Source organism: Paenibacillus sp. AGC31 (assembly GCF_057334655.1).
This window is the reverse complement of sequence record NZ_JBHFJH010000039.1, coordinates 40,316-55,323: the sequence shown is the minus strand read 5'-3', so window position 1 is coordinate 55,323 and position 15,008 is coordinate 40,316. Positions and strand designations below refer to the sequence as shown.

Below are 15,008 nucleotides of genomic sequence, written 5' to 3'. Positions count from 1 at the left end.
TGAGGGACGAGCAGAATGTTGCTCGTCTCTTTGATTTACATATTTTTCGTATGTTTAGTAATGGGATGGTTCCTGTGAACCCTGCTCAAGGATAATGAGCATATCGCAGATACAATAAACAAGGCTCCACCAATAAGGTATACCCACCGAACGCCCAGTTGATCGGCGACTAGACCAAAGATAACTATGGATACACTCATAACCGTGGATATCAGGACGCCATGGGTGGCGTATACCTTGGTTAGGGATTCGACAGGTACACTGTTCTGAAGCGCTGTCTGCTGAGCCACATCACGAATCTGATTAACTGGACCCATGAGTATACATAACACCAGAGCGAGCCACGGCAGGTTGTTTAGACCATAAACGACGGTCAGCAGGCTGAAGAGAAGAGAACCCATGGTCATACTAGCGATTAGATGTTTCTGAATACGTTTGGCCAGTGCAAGAGCCAGAATACCTCCAAGCATGGTTCCAGCAGCGTAACTCGAGTTCATGAGTCCCCACCAACCTTCTCCTCGTCCCAGAGCTTCTTTTGCAAAGGCCAGCGTAACAGCTCCGATCCAGATGGAACCCGCAAGTGCTTGGGCAATGTCCATAAGCGTAATCAGTCGTAATGATGGATTGTTCCAAAGTATACTCCAACCTTCCCTCAATACATTCCGCGATACAGCAGATTTCTGAGATTGTTCTACATTCCGTGTGAGCGAGCCCATGGCAATCATGAAGATTAGAACGGCCCAGGACAGGCTTGTAGCTGCCCAGAAGGTCTGTGACGCCCCCCAGTTCATCACGGCGAATCCCGTCATGGCGTAACCGACAATGGTTACAGTCTGATTGGAGAAAGATAGCAGGCTATTTGCTTTTATAAGGTCTTCACCTTGAACCAATCGTGGCGTTAAAGTCTTCAGTAACGGAGTTTCCCATCCGTCCAAAAAGGATAGTATGACCACTCCGATCAATAGAAGCGGCAATTGTGAAATCAAGTGATTCAACGAAATGGCTATACAGGTCATGATTAATGTTTTGGCTATGGAAATGCTGATCAATAGTCTGGAGAATGGGAAACGGTTCACAAGTAATGGCAAAGTGAAACCTGCTATTATGCGTGTAATGATCTGAATAAGTGGAAACATTGCAGCAGAGAGTACCGATCCAGTGAGACCGTATATATACGTAGTAATGACCATGATATATATGACATTAATAAGCGAGAGCAGCGTTTTGGCGGCCCAGTACGGATAAAATGCGATGTTCATGCCAATGATGTCCTTTCCGAAACGATATATCTATATTACGGGCATTGTCATCTTCGCACCACAAACAAAGTTATCATTTTCCCGTCATTTCAGCACAAAAAAAGAAACTGCCCAATAGGACAGTTGTCTTCGGATTTCTATAGTTCATGCCATAGTCAGAGTGAAGGCGATAAGCAACATCAACAAGCTGGTCATTCTGACCATAGTCATATAAGGCCTGCTGGGCTCCGTTTCACCCCGGGAAATCCAGCCATATCGTAGATACCAGCCGAATTTTGGGAAACAGAAATTGATGATGCACAGGATCATGAATATAAAAAAGAGGGTTCTCATACCCATCTTCCTTTCTTGACTTACATAACAGATCTCATCTCAACGTTTGCGTCTGGTAAAAAAGACTACAATCAAAATGATAATGATGATAATTAACAGAAATTTCATGTATGTTCCTCCTGATGAGTTGTTAGATTATTGTGGGATGTTAGTTATCAACTATTACCCAAGAACCACATGACTTGAATAACTGTGTTACAATTATAATATATTGGTTTTATATCAACACATACCATTCGGTTAGTTTTCTCTCCTTATAATGTACGATTGCAGAATATATAAACATTAATGTGTATGAGATGAAGGAGGAAGGCATGAGCCAACATAATCAACTCCCATTACAATGGGAATTTATCATCTCGAAAGTGAAATCCTCCGTGACGGTGGTCGATGCTACCTTGCCTGAGCTTCCGCTCATGTATGTAAACGAACACTTTACCCGGCTGACAGGATACACGTATGAAGAGTCTGTCGGACACAATTGCCGATTTTTGCAAGGGCAGGATACAGACTCCGAAACGGTAATGCAGATCCGTGATGCATTAAAGAAACAACAATCCATTAAGATTGATATCTTAAATTATACAAAAAGTGGTCAGAAGTTCTGGAACGAACTAAATATTGATCCGATCTTTAATGAATCCGGAGAGTGTTTATATTTTGTAGGCATTCAATACGATATTTCAGAACGGAAGTATGCTGAACAGCAATTGAAGTTTGCCGCTTCCATGGCTGAGATGAACAGCAGAGGGCAATTGGAATTCATCGGCAAGTTGAATCACGAGCTTCGTACCCCGCTTAACGGCATTATGGGTATGATCGAACTTGTCGGTATGGGTGAAACTACGGATGAACAGAAAGAATATCTGGAGTTAGCACGTCAATCAGGTGAGGCGCTACTTAACATCATTAACAATAGCCTGGATATGGCGAAACTGGGCAGAGGCAAAATGGATGTCGAAAACATTGAGTTTCAACCTCTAAAGCTGATTCAACAGATTGTAAAGACACATGAGCCTGCGGCACGGAATAAACACATACGCCTGCTCTGTCATGCTGATCTGAATGTTCCGGATGTGCTTATCGGTGATCCGCTAAGACTTCGGCAGGTACTGGATAATTTACTAAGTAATGCGATCAAGTTTACAGAACAAGGTGAAGTGCAGTTACAGGTGGATGTGAGGCAACAACTGATGGACACCGTTGTACTGATGTTCTCTGTGCGTGATACGGGGATTGGCATTCCCCAGCATCGGATCGAACAATTGTTTGATGCATTTACTCAGACCGACATCTCCCATGCGCGCCGATTTGGCGGAAGCGGTCTGGGTCTGACCATCTGCAAAGAACTGCTGGAACTGATGAATGGTCAGATTTCGGTGGAGAGTACCGAGGGGAAAGGTACTCAGTTTGACGTTACACTGCCATTGCTGCGTCAACAGGCCATTCCCAATGTAGGATAATCATTCAATCAGAACAGCCGGGCGGTCTCGGCTGTTTTTTTATTGTACTGTATTGTTTTACGAACGGGCGTTCTGGTATAATGCAAGTGGTGAATGGGGGAGACACAGCATGAGTAAGAGACGCACAAGACGAAAACGCAAAGGTAAGCAAGGCTTCAAAAAGCAGGTACTGACGTTGGTAGCGATGCTGCTGGTAGCCCTTTATGCCTGGGCTGGGGGAGAATGGCCGGAGGAGATACCATCTCCATTCGGTGGGACTAACAAGAGTGTAGACCATACCATTACGTTCCCTTCAGAGCGCTATCCCGAAACGGCCAACCATATTAAGGCTGCCATCAAGGCTGGGCATTCGGATGTATGCACCATTGATCGTAGTGGAGCAGAAGGGAATCGGGATTTGTCACTTAAGGGTGTTCCGGTCAAAAAAGGTAAGGATCGTGACGAGTGGCCCATGGCGATGTGCGCTGAGGGAGGAACAGGTGCAGATATCCAGTACATTACCCCGAAAGATAATCGTGGTGCAGGTTCATGGGTAGGGAATCAGTTAAGTACATATCCGGATGGAACACGAGTGAAGTTTGTAGTGAAGTAACAACAGGATAGGTCGGGCAGAAACAAGGATAGTCAGGCCTTTGTTGTGAGGTCAGTGGTAGCGTGGTACAGGATAAGTAGAAGAGAAAAACCAGACGTGCATGCGTCTGGTTTTTTGGTATAAAGTGCTGGCATCAATAGATCTAGTTAACGTATTTATACGGGAACTGGAGTTTCAAGGATTACAGAGCCGACTAAACGAGTTGCATTCCGCTTAAATGATGAGACCGGATGCTTAACAGACGCGTAACATGTTCCACCTCATCAAACGGTATCCACAGACTTCCGTGAACCGTACGTAAGGAGAGAATGGATGTATCAGCGGTACGCTCAGGAAATCCGGTTACCGTCTGACCGCTTGTATTACGAACCATGATCTGTTGTTTGCGCCGGATGGCAATTTCTACCTCTTTTTTCATAAGTCATTGCTCCTGATTATGAGATGTTAAATCCATATGTCAATGTTTTCAATGGTTAATTTGTCTTCTTTATCTAGTCTATCAGAACTAGGTATAGATTTCCAGAAGAGAAATCAACAATCTTCTAGGTGATTTGTCTTAGCTGTGGATGATCCGTTTTTGAATGCGGATTACGGGGTTATATTAGGGTAAAAGGAGGGGAACGGAATGACACAATTGATTATTGGGCTGGCCCGTACCGAGAACGAGGCTATAATTATGCTGAATCAAGTGAAAGAGGAAGGCATCAAGGATAAATATTTGGGAGCGGTGGCGAAGGAGCAGCTTAATCTGGAGCTGGTGAGCGAAAAGACGGGGCTGCCCAAACCTTTGAAGGGTGCCGGAACAGATGGTGCCTTTGGCGCTCTGAAAGGCATATTGGCTGGTCTGGGGAAGCGGATGGATCAGACGATGTCGATCGGAAATGCAGTGCGTAGACTCGCTGGTAATGAGATTGGGAGTGAGACCGATGATTTGGTGCTTACACTGACTGAAGCGGGAATCTCGGAAGAGGATGCGCGGTATTACGAAGATTGGCTGTTAAAGGACCATATCTTGGTTATCGTGGAGTGCAGTGAGGAAGAAGCGGCTCGTGTTCGACCTATTTTACTTTTTTAGTTTAATTTAAGGCTGATTTTAGGTTTCTTTAATGTTGGGGAGGTATTCTTATCTCACACCTCCCTTAATATAGATTGGTTTACCGGAAGTCCGGGACCGCAACTCGGACTTTCTAGGCACTGTGAGCTGACGCTTGCAGTGCCTGTTTCATTTATATAAGTTGAACTAAAGATTATTTACACTGGCACTCCGATGACAGAATAACCTTCTAATCGCTGTTATCCCCAGATTTTTTCGATTCCCTTTTCTCAAGGGAAAATCCGGTGATAAAGGCGAACGCTTCGCTTTTTCAGTTTTTTCTGTCCTCTCTGTTATCGTGTAAATCATTAGTTAATCTTATATATTTAGATTTTTTTAATAAAAGTGTTGCAAAGTTAATTAGTTCATGGTAAGATATTTCTTGTCGCCAAGAAATACATAATCCTGCCGGGGTGGCGGAATTGGCAGACGCACAGGACTTAAAATCCTGCGGTAGGTGACTACCGTACCGGTTCGATCCCGGTCCTCGGCATCTTAAAAAGAAAGATCGTATGACGCTTGTTAACCAAGCTGCATGCGATCTTTCTTTATGTTCATTAATATCAATGTCACTTCATTGCTGACCACTTCACCATGCAGTTCATAAACATAAACCCTGCATAATACATATCAGAAGGTACATTTATCTGACTTTTATGAAGAGACGGGACAATGGTGTATACTATCCGTAGGCATATATTACCTTTACCTTGCTGAACGATATAAGTTCAACCATACATTTACACGATAACGGAGAGGACAGAAATAACCTGAAGAAGCGAAGCGTGCGCCTTTATCCCCGGATTTTCCCTTTCAAAAGGGAATCAAAAAATCTGGTGATAACAGCGATCGGAAGGTTGTTCTGTCATCGGAGTGCCCGTGTAAATAACCATATTTGAACTTATATTGAGTCACAAAACCAATAAAACAATCTTATGGACGGAGGACTCAAGTTTATGTTGAAACAGCTTAAGCCATACAAGGTGTTACAGGAGCGCAGAATCGAAGAACTGAAATCGGATGCGTATCTGTTGGAACACCAGAAATCCGGGGCCAAAATTGTACTTTTGTCCAATCAGGACGACAACAAAGTATTCAGTATCGGTTTCCGCACACCTCCGGAAGATGATACAGGGGTAGCCCATATCCTCGAACACTCCGTGCTCTGTGGGTCCAAGAAATTTCCGGCCAAGGATTCTTTTGTTGAGTTGCTGAAAGGTTCATTGAATACATTCCTTAACGCCATGACGTATCCCGATAAGACGATCTATCCGATCGCGAGTCGTAATGATCATGACTTCCATAACCTGATGGATATATATCTGGATGCGGTATTAAATACAAATATTTATGAGAATGAAAAGATATTTTTACAAGAGGGCTGGAACTACAACCTGACCTCTGCAGATGATGAATTAACCTACAACGGAGTTGTATATAACGAGATGAAGGGTGCCTTTTCTTCACCGGAACGAATGGTGCGCAGAGAAGTGCTGAACTCCCTTTTCCCGGATACCACATACTCCTCCGAGTCTGGCGGATTCCCGGAAGCTATCCTGGATCTGACCTATCAGGGGCTGCTGGATTTCCACACGAGATACTACCATCCTTCCAACAGTTACATCTATCTCTACGGGGATATGGATATGGAAGAGAAGCTGCAATGGCTGGATGAGAACTATCTGAGTGCATATGATCGCATCGAGATTGATTCGGCCATTCAACTTCAACCTGCCTTTGCAGAACGGGTAGACACGGTTAAGACTTACTCTGCGGGAAGTACGGAATCGGAAGTGGATAACAGCTTCTTGACCTATAACGCGGTGATCGGCACAAGTCTGGACAAGGAACTGAACATTTCATTCCAAATTTTGTTATATGCACTGCTGAACGCTCCGGGAGCGGTATTGAAACAGGCTTTGCTGGATAAAGGAATCGCGAAGGACGTCTACGGTTCGTATGATGACAGCCTGTATCAACCTGTATTCACTGTGGGATTGAAGAAGAGCAATCTGTCTAGCAAAGAGGATTTCCTGGGAACGGTCCAAGAAGTGCTCGAGCGTGTGGTAAAAGAAGGTTTTGATCCTAAAGCGCTGCTTGCTGGAATTAACTCGTATGAGTTCAATCACAGAGAAGCGGACTATGGCAGAATGCCGAAAGGCCTGATCTACGGATTCTCCTCCCTGCAAAGTTGGTTGTACGATGAAGATGCACCTTTCACCCATTTAGAGGCCAATGACGTATTTGCTGAACTGCGGACAAAAATGAACGAAGGTTACTTCGAGCAACTCATTGCGAAGTATATATTACAGAACACACATACTTCCTTTGTAGCGCTTACCCCGGATAAGGGGCTGAACTCACGCAAGGAGGAAGCGTTGAAAGAACGTCTGAAAACCATTCAGGCCGGTCTTAGTGAGGAAGAAGTCCAGACGTTGATTCAGAAAACAGAAGCGCTCGCCGAGTATCAGAATACACCTTCAACCAAAGAGCAGCAGCAGGTCATTCCGACGTTATCGATTGAAGATATTGAACAGAAGGCCTCTACGTTGCATCAAACGGTGAACCAGGTCGACGGAACAACCATTCTTCATCATAACCTCTACACCAACGGAATTGGTTATCTGAGACTGCTGTTTGATATCAAAGAAGTGCCACGTCATCTCCTGCCGTATGCAGGGTTGCTCAAGAATGTATTGGGTTACGTGGATACTCAAAACTACTCGTTCAATGAACTGTCCAATGAAATCCATATCCATTCGGGTGGTATTCATAGCGGGATAGGATCTTATGCTAACGCGCATAAGCACAATGAATTCAAGGCGACCTATGAGTTCAACGCAAAAGTGTTGTATGACAAGCTTGGATTTGCCTTTGATATGATCAAAGAAATCGTGTTCACGTCCCAATTTGATAATTCGAAGCGGTTATATGAGATCATCTCCCAAATGAAAGGTAATCTGCAACGTAATCTGATCAATAGCGGACATTCGGCGGGAATTGGTCGGTCTTCGTCCAAACATTCAGCGGTTGCGGATTTCAGAGAAGCTGTGAGTGGCATTGCCTTTTACCAGTGGCTTGAGGATCTTCAAGCGAACTTTGAGGCGAGAAAAGAAGAGTTATCTTCCAGCCTGCAAGAGTTGACGGGGTATATTTTCAGACCAGAGAACTTGCTTGTTAGTTATACTGCCGATGAACAGGGATATGAGGGACTGGAGCAACAGGTATCCGATCTGAAAGCGAAGCTGTTCACACATGAGGTTGCCAAGGAAGAGTTTACGTTCACACCTGCAACTCATAAGGAAGGATTCCGTTCCCCGTCAGAGGTGCAGTACGTGGTGCAAACGGGCAATTATATCGACAATGGATATCAATACACCGGTTCACTTCGGGTCTTGCAGGGAATCCTGTCTCTGGATTACTTGTGGACCAATATCCGCGCCAAAGGCGGAGCTTATGGCTGTATGTCAGGCTTCAGACGGAACGGAGACAGCTACGTTGCATCGTATCGTGATCCAAATCTCGATAAAACGTACAAAATATATGAAGAGATACCGCAATATTTGACCGATTTCCGGGCAGACGAGCGGGAAATGACGCGTTATATCATTGGTGCGATTCAGGATCTCGATACGCCGAGAACGCCTTATGGAGAAGGAGCTTTCTCCCTGGAGTGTTATCTGTCAAATGTGACTGAAGCGGATCTGCAACAGGAACGTGACGAAGTGTTAAGCACAAAGGAAAGCGACATTATCGGTTTTGCTGAGCTTTTATCGGCTATACTTGAACAGCAACAGCGCTGCGTGATCGGTAATGAGAACAAGATTGAGGAACAGAAGCAAATGTTTGACGAGACGCTGGATTTAATTAAAAACTAAGCGTTAGTCTCGTTTATTCCACGATCCAATAAGCGTCAAAGCAAAAGGCACTTTTATGAGAGCTGGTTTCAACAGCTTATAGAAGTGCCTTTTCTAATGGGGAGGAACTGTCTCCATCCCATATGATATGAGAATGTGTGACGCGCTGCGTTGTTCAAGTGACAGCGAGCATGTTGTATATTTTCAAGGTCCGCAGATCTTCCTTTGAGATTTTTAATTCATTATATAACTCCTGATTCTCGGGCAGCGGGGTTCTGGAGAATAACATTTTTAGCGCGATCGGCATGAAAGGTCTGAAGGAGACACCCGCCATCAGTCCCCACTTTTTCTCCGATTCCTGAAAAGACGCCAAAATATTAATATATAGGTTTTCCAGCGGCGTGGCCTGATTTTTCAAAATCAGGGTGGTGAGTGTGTCATAATGCTCGGTGTGGCCCCAATACATATTCTCGCACTCTTGATAGTTCTCAAAATCCTTCACATTCATATACATCACGGTGCGATAACGGTTGGCATCCGATTGAGCCATCATGTCAATGACACAACGAATGAGACTGTTGTTACGCCCATCATAGAAGTAGGAATAGAAACGGGTGGAGTTCTTGAAAAAGCTGGAAGGGACCGCATTCATCAGGGGAGAAGCATGTCTTGGCTCTTGGTACAAGAGTTGCTCCACCTGGATGTTGAGTGCGTTCGCAATGTGATGTAACGTCACCAGATCGAGTGTAATATCTCCGCTCTCATATTTGGACAGCGTGCCCTTGCTCTTGAAGATCTGATCCGCAAGCTGTTGAATGGTCATTCCCCGCCACTTCCGAAAGTTTCGTATTTTCTTGCCAACTTCCTGATTGATATTGTTCATAAACGGTTCTCCTTATGCAATGTTTCTTGAGAGTACGTGAAAATGATGAAAGTCATCATAAAAATGATGTTATATGAGAAATATATCACTTTTTCGTCGAAATACCTATTCTGGAGAAACAATTAACTTCATTTGTTTCGTCAGGATAGATTGTATTGCATTTGATGCAATTCCAGCGTCATGGAATAATGGATGTAATACGACATGAAACGACAATGAAATGTTGAGCAGACAGAGGAGCAGAAGCTATGAAATATAACTTTGATGAGATTATAGACCGCACAGGTACAAATGCTATGAATACGGATGGTTTCCGTCAATATATTTTTAAAGCCACAGAGGACATGACTTTTCCATTCAAGGATGAAGAATTTATTCGCATGTGGATTGCAGATATGGAATTTGCCACACCTCCCGAGATTCTGGATGCAGTTAAGGATCGTCTGGATCGTAGAATCATGGGTTACTCCCAAGTATTCGATCCCGCATACTACGAAGCTGTCTCCAATTGGATGAAAAGATACTATGACTGGTCCTTCGCGAAGGAGCATTTGGAGACCTCAAACGGGATCATTCCCGCTTTATATGAATTGGTGGAATATCTCTGTCAATCGGATGAGAAAGTACTGATCGTGACCCCGTCTTATGGTTTCTTCAAGTCAGCTGCGGAGCATAACAATCTTGAACTGGTCTGTTCGGATATGATCAATGAGCAGGGGCATTACTCGATTGATTTTGAGGATTTTGAAGCCAAAGCGAAGGATGAGAAGGTAAGGGTATGTATTTTCTGCAATCCCCATAATCCGTCTGGACGTGTCTGGACAACGGAGGAGCTGCAACGTGTGGGTGAAATCTGCCTGAGGAACAACGTATGGGTCATTTCGGATGAAATTCACTGTGATCTGCTGCGGACAGGCAAAAAACATACGCCACTCGCAAAGCTGTTCCCGGATACGGATCGAATCATTACATGTATGTCTCCGAGCAAAACATTCAACATGGCTGGTCTGATGTTCTCCAATGTCATCATTCCGAATAATGAACTTCGAGACATCTGGCAGGCACGCCATTATGGTTTCAAAAACCCACTGAGCATCGCTGCCACTCAAGCGGCTTACGAAACGGGTGATGAATGGCTGAAACAATTAAAAGGTTATCTAGACGCCAATTTCGCCTGTGTTGAACAGTATTTGAAGCAGCATCTGCCACGGGCTGTTTTTCACATCCCGGAAGCCACGTATCTGGCCTGGATTGATATCTCGGCATATGCTCCCCATAATGTAAGCTTACCATTATTCTTCGCTGAGCAAGCGGGTGTATTGCTCGAAGATGGTCATATGTTTGTAGCCAATGGTGAGGGTTGTATTCGGTTGAATCTGGCTTGTCCCCGTTCTGTCCTTCAGGAAGGGTTACGGAGAATTAGCAGTGTGCTTGTGAAAGAAGTCGAAGAGGTGCCCGTTCAAGTATAAATCATCAAGTCATCACGCAACAGCGAGGTGACTTTTTTGGATTGAGTATACTGAATGTAGCAAGAATACGATTTATTTCGAGGTGGACCTATACCTGATGCGAGATTCTGGTCTGCTGTCCCCGGTTATGTTAAAATGGTGGATAGTCTATGAGTTGCATGACATGCGGCTCTCAGAAGGAAGAGCCCAGTAGTTGGGCTGAACGAAACTGCATTCATCAGGGGAAAGGAGCCTATACATATGTTTGGAAACGATTGGGACAAGGTGCTTCAGGAAGAGACGGAAGCCGAATATTTTAACAAGATTCGTTACACTCTCGCCGCCGAGTACAAAACGCAGACGGTCTTTCCGCCCAAAGAAGACCTGTTCTCGGCACTGAAGCTGACGCCGTATCATCAGGTTAAGGCCGTTATTATTGGTCAGGACCCTTATCACGGAGCAGGACAGGCTCATGGATTAAGCTTTTCGGTTAGACCGGGAGTGCGTGTACCGCCTTCTCTGAAAAATATATATAAGGAACTTCATGCCGATCTGGACCTGCCGATTCCGAATCATGGATCTCTGGTTCATTGGGCACAACAGGGAGTCCTGCTATTAAATGCTGTTCTGACGGTTCGTGAAGGTCAGCCGAACTCCCATCAGGCACTGGGATGGCAGACGTTTACGGATGCGGTCATTCGCGCGTTGAATGAGCGTTCAGAGCCAATGGTATTTATGCTATGGGGCAGTCATGCCCAGAAGAAAGGTTCTTTTATTAACAGGGACAAGCACCTTGTACTGGAGTCTACACATCCCAGTCCGCTGGCTGCGCATCGTGGATTCCTCGGCAGTCGTCCCTTTTCCAAAGCCAATGACTTCTTGACCTCCAAAGGTATTGAACCGATCGATTGGAAGATACCTGAAAACTAGACAGATGGAGGTGAGAACATTGCGACATTGGATAGGACGAAAAGTAGCGGTATATCGTGCAACAGGCATACGGGAGCCATTGAAGGGAACGCTGGTCGAGTGGGATGAAGAAGCGGAATGTGTACGGATCGGACCGAAACGGATTAAGGTATCGTTTGACAATATCGCAATGATCAGACCTCTTCCCGAAGAGAGTCTTCCCTTAAAGAAAGCACGTTCTGAAGTACACAAGGTTGGATATGTGATGAAAAAGGCGATTCAGTTCGAAAATGCGATCTATTTCAAGTCACAGGTTATGATCTGGCGCCGGGCCAAAATTGTAGCGTTATCCACGACGATTCTGCGTCATGACGAGGATCAGGTTGAACTTGCAGATGGTCGGGTTCTTCGTAAAGACAAGCATATGTTTGTTGTACGTTCACGCCGTGGGATACGTTAGTTATACGAAGATTTAATATTCATTTCATGCAAAGATCATACGGATTTAATGTTCGGTCTGTATATTAGGTAATAACAACCCCTTCTAAATTGATGTGTATTGAAATGGGAGCCCGGCCGGCTGCAAACGGTCGGTTTTTTTTTTGTCCATTGATTCTGTTAACCTATTGTACATACCCATTACATTCATGTTGTATACTATTAAAATAGATCACGAGAAGGAGTGAAACCCAATGAAACGTATAGCTGTTTTTGCAGGCTCCAATCCGGGAAATCACCCCGAATATACAGAGAAGGCTGTTCAACTGGGCAAACAGATTGCTGATAGTGGTTATGCACTGGTCTATGGTGGTTCTTGCATGGGCTTGATGGGTGCAGTAGCCGATGCTGCTCTTGAGCGAGGGGGAGAGGTTATCGGGGTTATGCCTACCGGATTGTTCCGGGGCGAGGTTGTTCATGGAGGGCTCACACAACTGATTGAAGTGGGAACCATGCATGAACGGAAGGCTACGATGGCTGAATTATCCGATGGATTCATTGCACTTCCCGGAGGCATGGGTACATTTGAAGAACTATTCGAGGTACTGTGTTGGGCACAGATCGGTATTCATCGTAAGCCTGTTGGCTTATTAAATGTCAATGGATATTATGGACCGCTGATGAAGATGGTAGAACATAGCGTACAGGAAGGGTTCTCCAACAATTCGCATCTCAGTCTGTGGAGTCTGGAATCTGATCCGGCTGAACTGATCAAACAAATGTCATCCTATATTCCTGCAGAGCTGACTCAGAAGTGGTCACAACTCAACGGGAAATGAGTGTATAAGAAGACGGGCCTGTATCCAATCGTTCCTCGGGAGAATTTTCGATCTGCCCAAGCAAGTTGCGCTATTGGACATAGTCTATAGTGTACTTCGATGAAGAGGGGAGTGTCACTGATGAGCGAACTCAAAGGTACAGGTTACGGATATTGCGGAGGCTTCGGTGGTGGAGCATGGACATCAACAGGTGCAATTTTGGTATTGTTCATTCTGTTGGTTATTATCTCTCGCACATTCATTCTGTAATTCGGTCAGTATCCCGGGACGGGGATTAAGCTGCAGAGGCAGCGCCCCAATAACAAATGACCTTTCCAAAGAGACGCCGGTATATGCTGGCGTTTCAGGGGAACGGTTTTTTGACGTTTTCAGCATACGTTGAGTATTTGAAAAAGCAAAAACCTGCCCCTGAATAAGGTCAGAAGCAGGAGAGAGCCTCCTGAGCCATTAGCTGTGCAACAAGCAGCTTTACACCACAACAGCAGTTTGATCCGGATTACTTAACGATTTCCAGGCGATATATAGCCCGATGGCGGCTGCAATTAAGGAGAGTATTGCTGCAACAATAGCCAGCTGATCCAGTGTGTTGGGTGAACTGGAGTTAAGAGAACGCTGATTAGCCGTCTTGCCAGATTTGTTTTTGATATGGACAGATGCTCTAGAATGCCTGGAAGCCGACTGTAACTGGGATGTGTGAGGACGCGTAGGTATCGATTTTTTCTTTGAGGGATTCAATAGTCAACCTCCTTATAACGGAGTTCAGTGCTTCCATCGTTCATACTATGTTATGTCGATTTTCAGATTGAGTTCGCAAAAATGAGTGAATCCCCAGCCCGTTGATGTTCAACCCGGTCGCTAGTATTAGCGAAGCAGGTAACCCATTATACGCTCTGTTAATACAGGTCTAACAAACCGTGTTTATAGTAAGGATCATAGAACGAAGCTTGAACACAGGAGGCGCTGGAATGAGGAACATGGAGATTATTGCCCACCGCGGTGCATCTGCCGTATGCCCGGAGAATACGATGAGCGCTTTTGAACGAAGTCTGGAGCTTGGAGCGACAGGGATCGAAACCGATGTGCAGATGACGAGTGATGGCAGACTGGTACTGATTCATGATGAGACGTTAAGTCGAACTGGTGGCACAGAAGGCTGGGTTAAAGATACGACTTACGATCAATTGCGCACAAGGGATGCCGGCTCCTGGTTCCATGCTGATTTTACCGGGGAACGTATTCCTTCTCTGGAGGAGTTATTCAAGCTGGTACAGGGGAAAGGAACCCTGCTTAATCTGGAATTGAAAAATGGTATTGTGAGCTATAAGGGGATGGAAGAGAAGGTTATACAAGCGATCCGGGACTGGAATCTGGAGCAACAGGTCGTGCTGTCCAGCTTCAATCATACTTCCCTCGTGAGATGTAAACGTCTTGCCCCGGAGATTCGTACAGCACTTCTATATATGGAAAAGTTGTACCGTCCTTATGATTATGCCGCCAAACTCGAAGCTTCCGGCCTTCATCCCTACAAGCTGGCGGTCACACAAGAAGATGTTGCTGCTGCACTGGCACATGGCGTTGTTACCTACCCATTTACGGTGAATGATCCTGCCGAGATGCAGGCCTTGATTGACATGGGTGTGCAAGGGATCATTACTGATGTTCCGGATGTCCTGGCATCCTTACTTACGGTACATGTCCGTTAAACGAGTCTATATTTTACATGTTCTACATATGCAATGATAAGGCTGTGTTCGAGCTTTTTGGCTCCTGCGCAGCCTTTTTGCGTGTAAAATTGTGTGCAAATCTTCATATATGCAATAAACATGTCCTATTTGTCCATTGCCAGAGCCCGTGGATTCACTTACAATGGTCTATGGGAATGAGAATCAATATC

Annotated in this window: 15 protein-coding genes and 1 tRNA gene; 11 read left to right on the top strand and 5 right to left on the bottom strand. The window is 45.0% G+C overall.

The genetic code is table 11. From position 1 onward, the window contains the following. Positions 1-35: 35 nt before the first annotated feature. Together ACE04G_RS24315 and ACE04G_RS24310 are read right to left on the bottom strand one after the other, a co-directional pair. Positions 36-1,259 carry an MFS transporter gene (locus ACE04G_RS24315; protein ID WP_449004871.1) on the bottom strand — a complete coding sequence of 408 codons (1,224 nt, stop codon included), beginning with the start codon at positions 1,257-1,259 and terminating at the stop codon, positions 36-38. Positions 1,260-1,403: 144 nt separating this feature from the next. Next, positions 1,404-1,592, bottom strand: a complete 189-nt coding sequence (locus tag ACE04G_RS24310) for a DUF6199 family natural product biosynthesis protein (RefSeq protein ID WP_145323098.1) — start codon at positions 1,590-1,592, stop codon at positions 1,404-1,406. Positions 1,593-1,906: 314 nt separating this feature from the next. On the opposite strand from ACE04G_RS24310, the gene ACE04G_RS24305 reads away from it, so the two are divergent. Further along, entirely contained in the window at positions 1,907-3,055 is a 1,149-nt protein-coding gene (locus ACE04G_RS24305) for a sensor histidine kinase (RefSeq protein WP_449004870.1), read from the top strand. 109 nt (positions 3,056-3,164) lie between these two features. After that, the gene (locus tag ACE04G_RS24300) at positions 3,165-3,647 is read left to right on the top strand and encodes a NucA/NucB deoxyribonuclease domain-containing protein (protein ID WP_449004869.1); all 483 of its coding nucleotides are present in this window, start codon (positions 3,165-3,167) and stop codon (positions 3,645-3,647) included. Positions 3,648-3,840: 193 nt separating this feature from the next. Here the strand turns inward: ACE04G_RS24300 and ACE04G_RS24295 are convergent, their stop codons facing one another. Continuing rightward, positions 3,841-4,065, bottom strand: a complete 225-nt coding sequence (locus tag ACE04G_RS24295) for a hypothetical protein (RefSeq protein ID WP_017687353.1) — start codon at positions 4,063-4,065, stop codon at positions 3,841-3,843. A 207-nt stretch (positions 4,066-4,272) separates the two neighbouring features. On the opposite strand from ACE04G_RS24295, the gene ACE04G_RS24290 reads away from it, so the two are divergent. The 3 genes from ACE04G_RS24290 (at position 4,273) to ACE04G_RS24280 (ending at position 8,618) form a co-directional block, all read left to right on the top strand. Continuing rightward, entirely contained in the window at positions 4,273-4,722 is a 450-nt protein-coding gene (locus ACE04G_RS24290) for a general stress protein (RefSeq protein WP_253501886.1), read from the top strand. A 425-nt stretch (positions 4,723-5,147) separates the two neighbouring features. After that, positions 5,148-5,233 (top strand) — tRNA-Leu (locus ACE04G_RS24285). A gap of 463 nt (positions 5,234-5,696) precedes the next feature. Then, entirely contained in the window at positions 5,697-8,618 is a 2,922-nt protein-coding gene (locus ACE04G_RS24280) for an insulinase family protein (RefSeq protein WP_449004868.1), read from the top strand. Positions 8,619-8,772: 154 nt separating this feature from the next. On the opposite strand, the gene ACE04G_RS24275 is transcribed toward ACE04G_RS24280, so the two are convergent. Next, entirely contained in the window at positions 8,773-9,480 is a 708-nt protein-coding gene (locus tag ACE04G_RS24275; RefSeq protein ID WP_221825411.1) for a helix-turn-helix domain-containing protein, read from the bottom strand. A 248-nt stretch (positions 9,481-9,728) separates the two neighbouring features. On the opposite strand from ACE04G_RS24275, the gene ACE04G_RS24270 reads away from it, so the two are divergent. From ACE04G_RS24270 to ACE04G_RS24250, 5 genes are all read left to right on the top strand, one after another. Further along, positions 9,729-10,949, top strand: a complete 1,221-nt coding sequence (locus ACE04G_RS24270; protein ID WP_339177901.1) for a MalY/PatB family protein — start codon at positions 9,729-9,731, stop codon at positions 10,947-10,949. 240 nt (positions 10,950-11,189) lie between these two features. Further along, complete coding sequence (gene ung, locus ACE04G_RS24265) at positions 11,190-11,858, top strand: uracil-DNA glycosylase (protein WP_339177899.1); 669 nt, start codon at positions 11,190-11,192, stop codon at positions 11,856-11,858. A gap of 19 nt (positions 11,859-11,877) precedes the next feature. Continuing rightward, complete coding sequence (locus ACE04G_RS24260; protein ID WP_017687369.1) at positions 11,878-12,297, top strand: hypothetical protein; 420 nt, start codon at positions 11,878-11,880, stop codon at positions 12,295-12,297. A gap of 232 nt (positions 12,298-12,529) precedes the next feature. Next, positions 12,530-13,114: an LOG family protein gene (locus ACE04G_RS24255; protein ID WP_339177898.1), complete on the top strand. Its 585-nt coding sequence runs from the start codon at positions 12,530-12,532 to the stop codon at positions 13,112-13,114. Between the two features lie 120 nt (positions 13,115-13,234). Continuing rightward, the gene (locus ACE04G_RS24250) at positions 13,235-13,363 is read left to right on the top strand and encodes a hypothetical protein (protein WP_255319930.1); all 129 of its coding nucleotides are present in this window, start codon (positions 13,235-13,237) and stop codon (positions 13,361-13,363) included. A 219-nt stretch (positions 13,364-13,582) separates the two neighbouring features. On the opposite strand, the gene ACE04G_RS24245 is transcribed toward ACE04G_RS24250, so the two are convergent. Next, the gene (locus tag ACE04G_RS24245) at positions 13,583-13,849 is read right to left on the bottom strand and encodes a hypothetical protein (protein WP_076211469.1); all 267 of its coding nucleotides are present in this window, start codon (positions 13,847-13,849) and stop codon (positions 13,583-13,585) included. A gap of 230 nt (positions 13,850-14,079) precedes the next feature. Here ACE04G_RS24245 and ACE04G_RS24240 point away from each other — a divergent pair, with 230 nt between their 5' ends. Beyond that, on the top strand, positions 14,080-14,817 hold the full coding sequence (locus tag ACE04G_RS24240) for a glycerophosphodiester phosphodiesterase (RefSeq protein ID WP_405118000.1): 738 nt from the start codon (positions 14,080-14,082) through the stop codon (positions 14,815-14,817). Positions 14,818-15,008: the final 191 nt, after the last annotated feature.

What these genes read in the sequence shown, in the direction of transcription:
- ACE04G_RS24295 (WP_017687353.1), bottom strand. Translation starts at nt 4,065, where the DNA reads ATGAAAAAAGAGGTAGAAATTGCCATCCGGCGCAAACAACAGATCATG.
- ACE04G_RS24290 (WP_253501886.1), top strand. Translation starts at nt 4,273, where the DNA reads ATGACACAATTGATTATTGGGCTGGCCCGTACCGAGAACGAGGCTATA.
- ACE04G_RS24315 (WP_449004871.1), bottom strand. Translation starts at nt 1,259, where the DNA reads ATGAACATCGCATTTTATCCGTACTGGGCCGCCAAAACGCTGCTCTCG.
- ACE04G_RS24275 (WP_221825411.1), bottom strand. Translation starts at nt 9,480, where the DNA reads ATGAACAATATCAATCAGGAAGTTGGCAAGAAAATACGAAACTTTCGG.
- ACE04G_RS24270 (WP_339177901.1), top strand. Translation starts at nt 9,729, where the DNA reads ATGAAATATAACTTTGATGAGATTATAGACCGCACAGGTACAAATGCT.
- ACE04G_RS24300 (WP_449004869.1), top strand. Translation starts at nt 3,165, where the DNA reads ATGAGTAAGAGACGCACAAGACGAAAACGCAAAGGTAAGCAAGGCTTC.
- ACE04G_RS24240 (WP_405118000.1), top strand. Translation starts at nt 14,080, where the DNA reads ATGAGGAACATGGAGATTATTGCCCACCGCGGTGCATCTGCCGTATGC.
- ung (WP_339177899.1), top strand. Translation starts at nt 11,190, where the DNA reads ATGTTTGGAAACGATTGGGACAAGGTGCTTCAGGAAGAGACGGAAGCC.
- ACE04G_RS24250 (WP_255319930.1), top strand. Translation starts at nt 13,235, where the DNA reads ATGAGCGAACTCAAAGGTACAGGTTACGGATATTGCGGAGGCTTCGGT.
- ACE04G_RS24280 (WP_449004868.1), top strand. Translation starts at nt 5,697, where the DNA reads ATGTTGAAACAGCTTAAGCCATACAAGGTGTTACAGGAGCGCAGAATC.
- ACE04G_RS24310 (WP_145323098.1), bottom strand. Translation starts at nt 1,592, where the DNA reads ATGAGAACCCTCTTTTTTATATTCATGATCCTGTGCATCATCAATTTC.
- ACE04G_RS24305 (WP_449004870.1), top strand. Translation starts at nt 1,907, where the DNA reads ATGAGCCAACATAATCAACTCCCATTACAATGGGAATTTATCATCTCG.
- ACE04G_RS24255 (WP_339177898.1), top strand. Translation starts at nt 12,530, where the DNA reads ATGAAACGTATAGCTGTTTTTGCAGGCTCCAATCCGGGAAATCACCCC.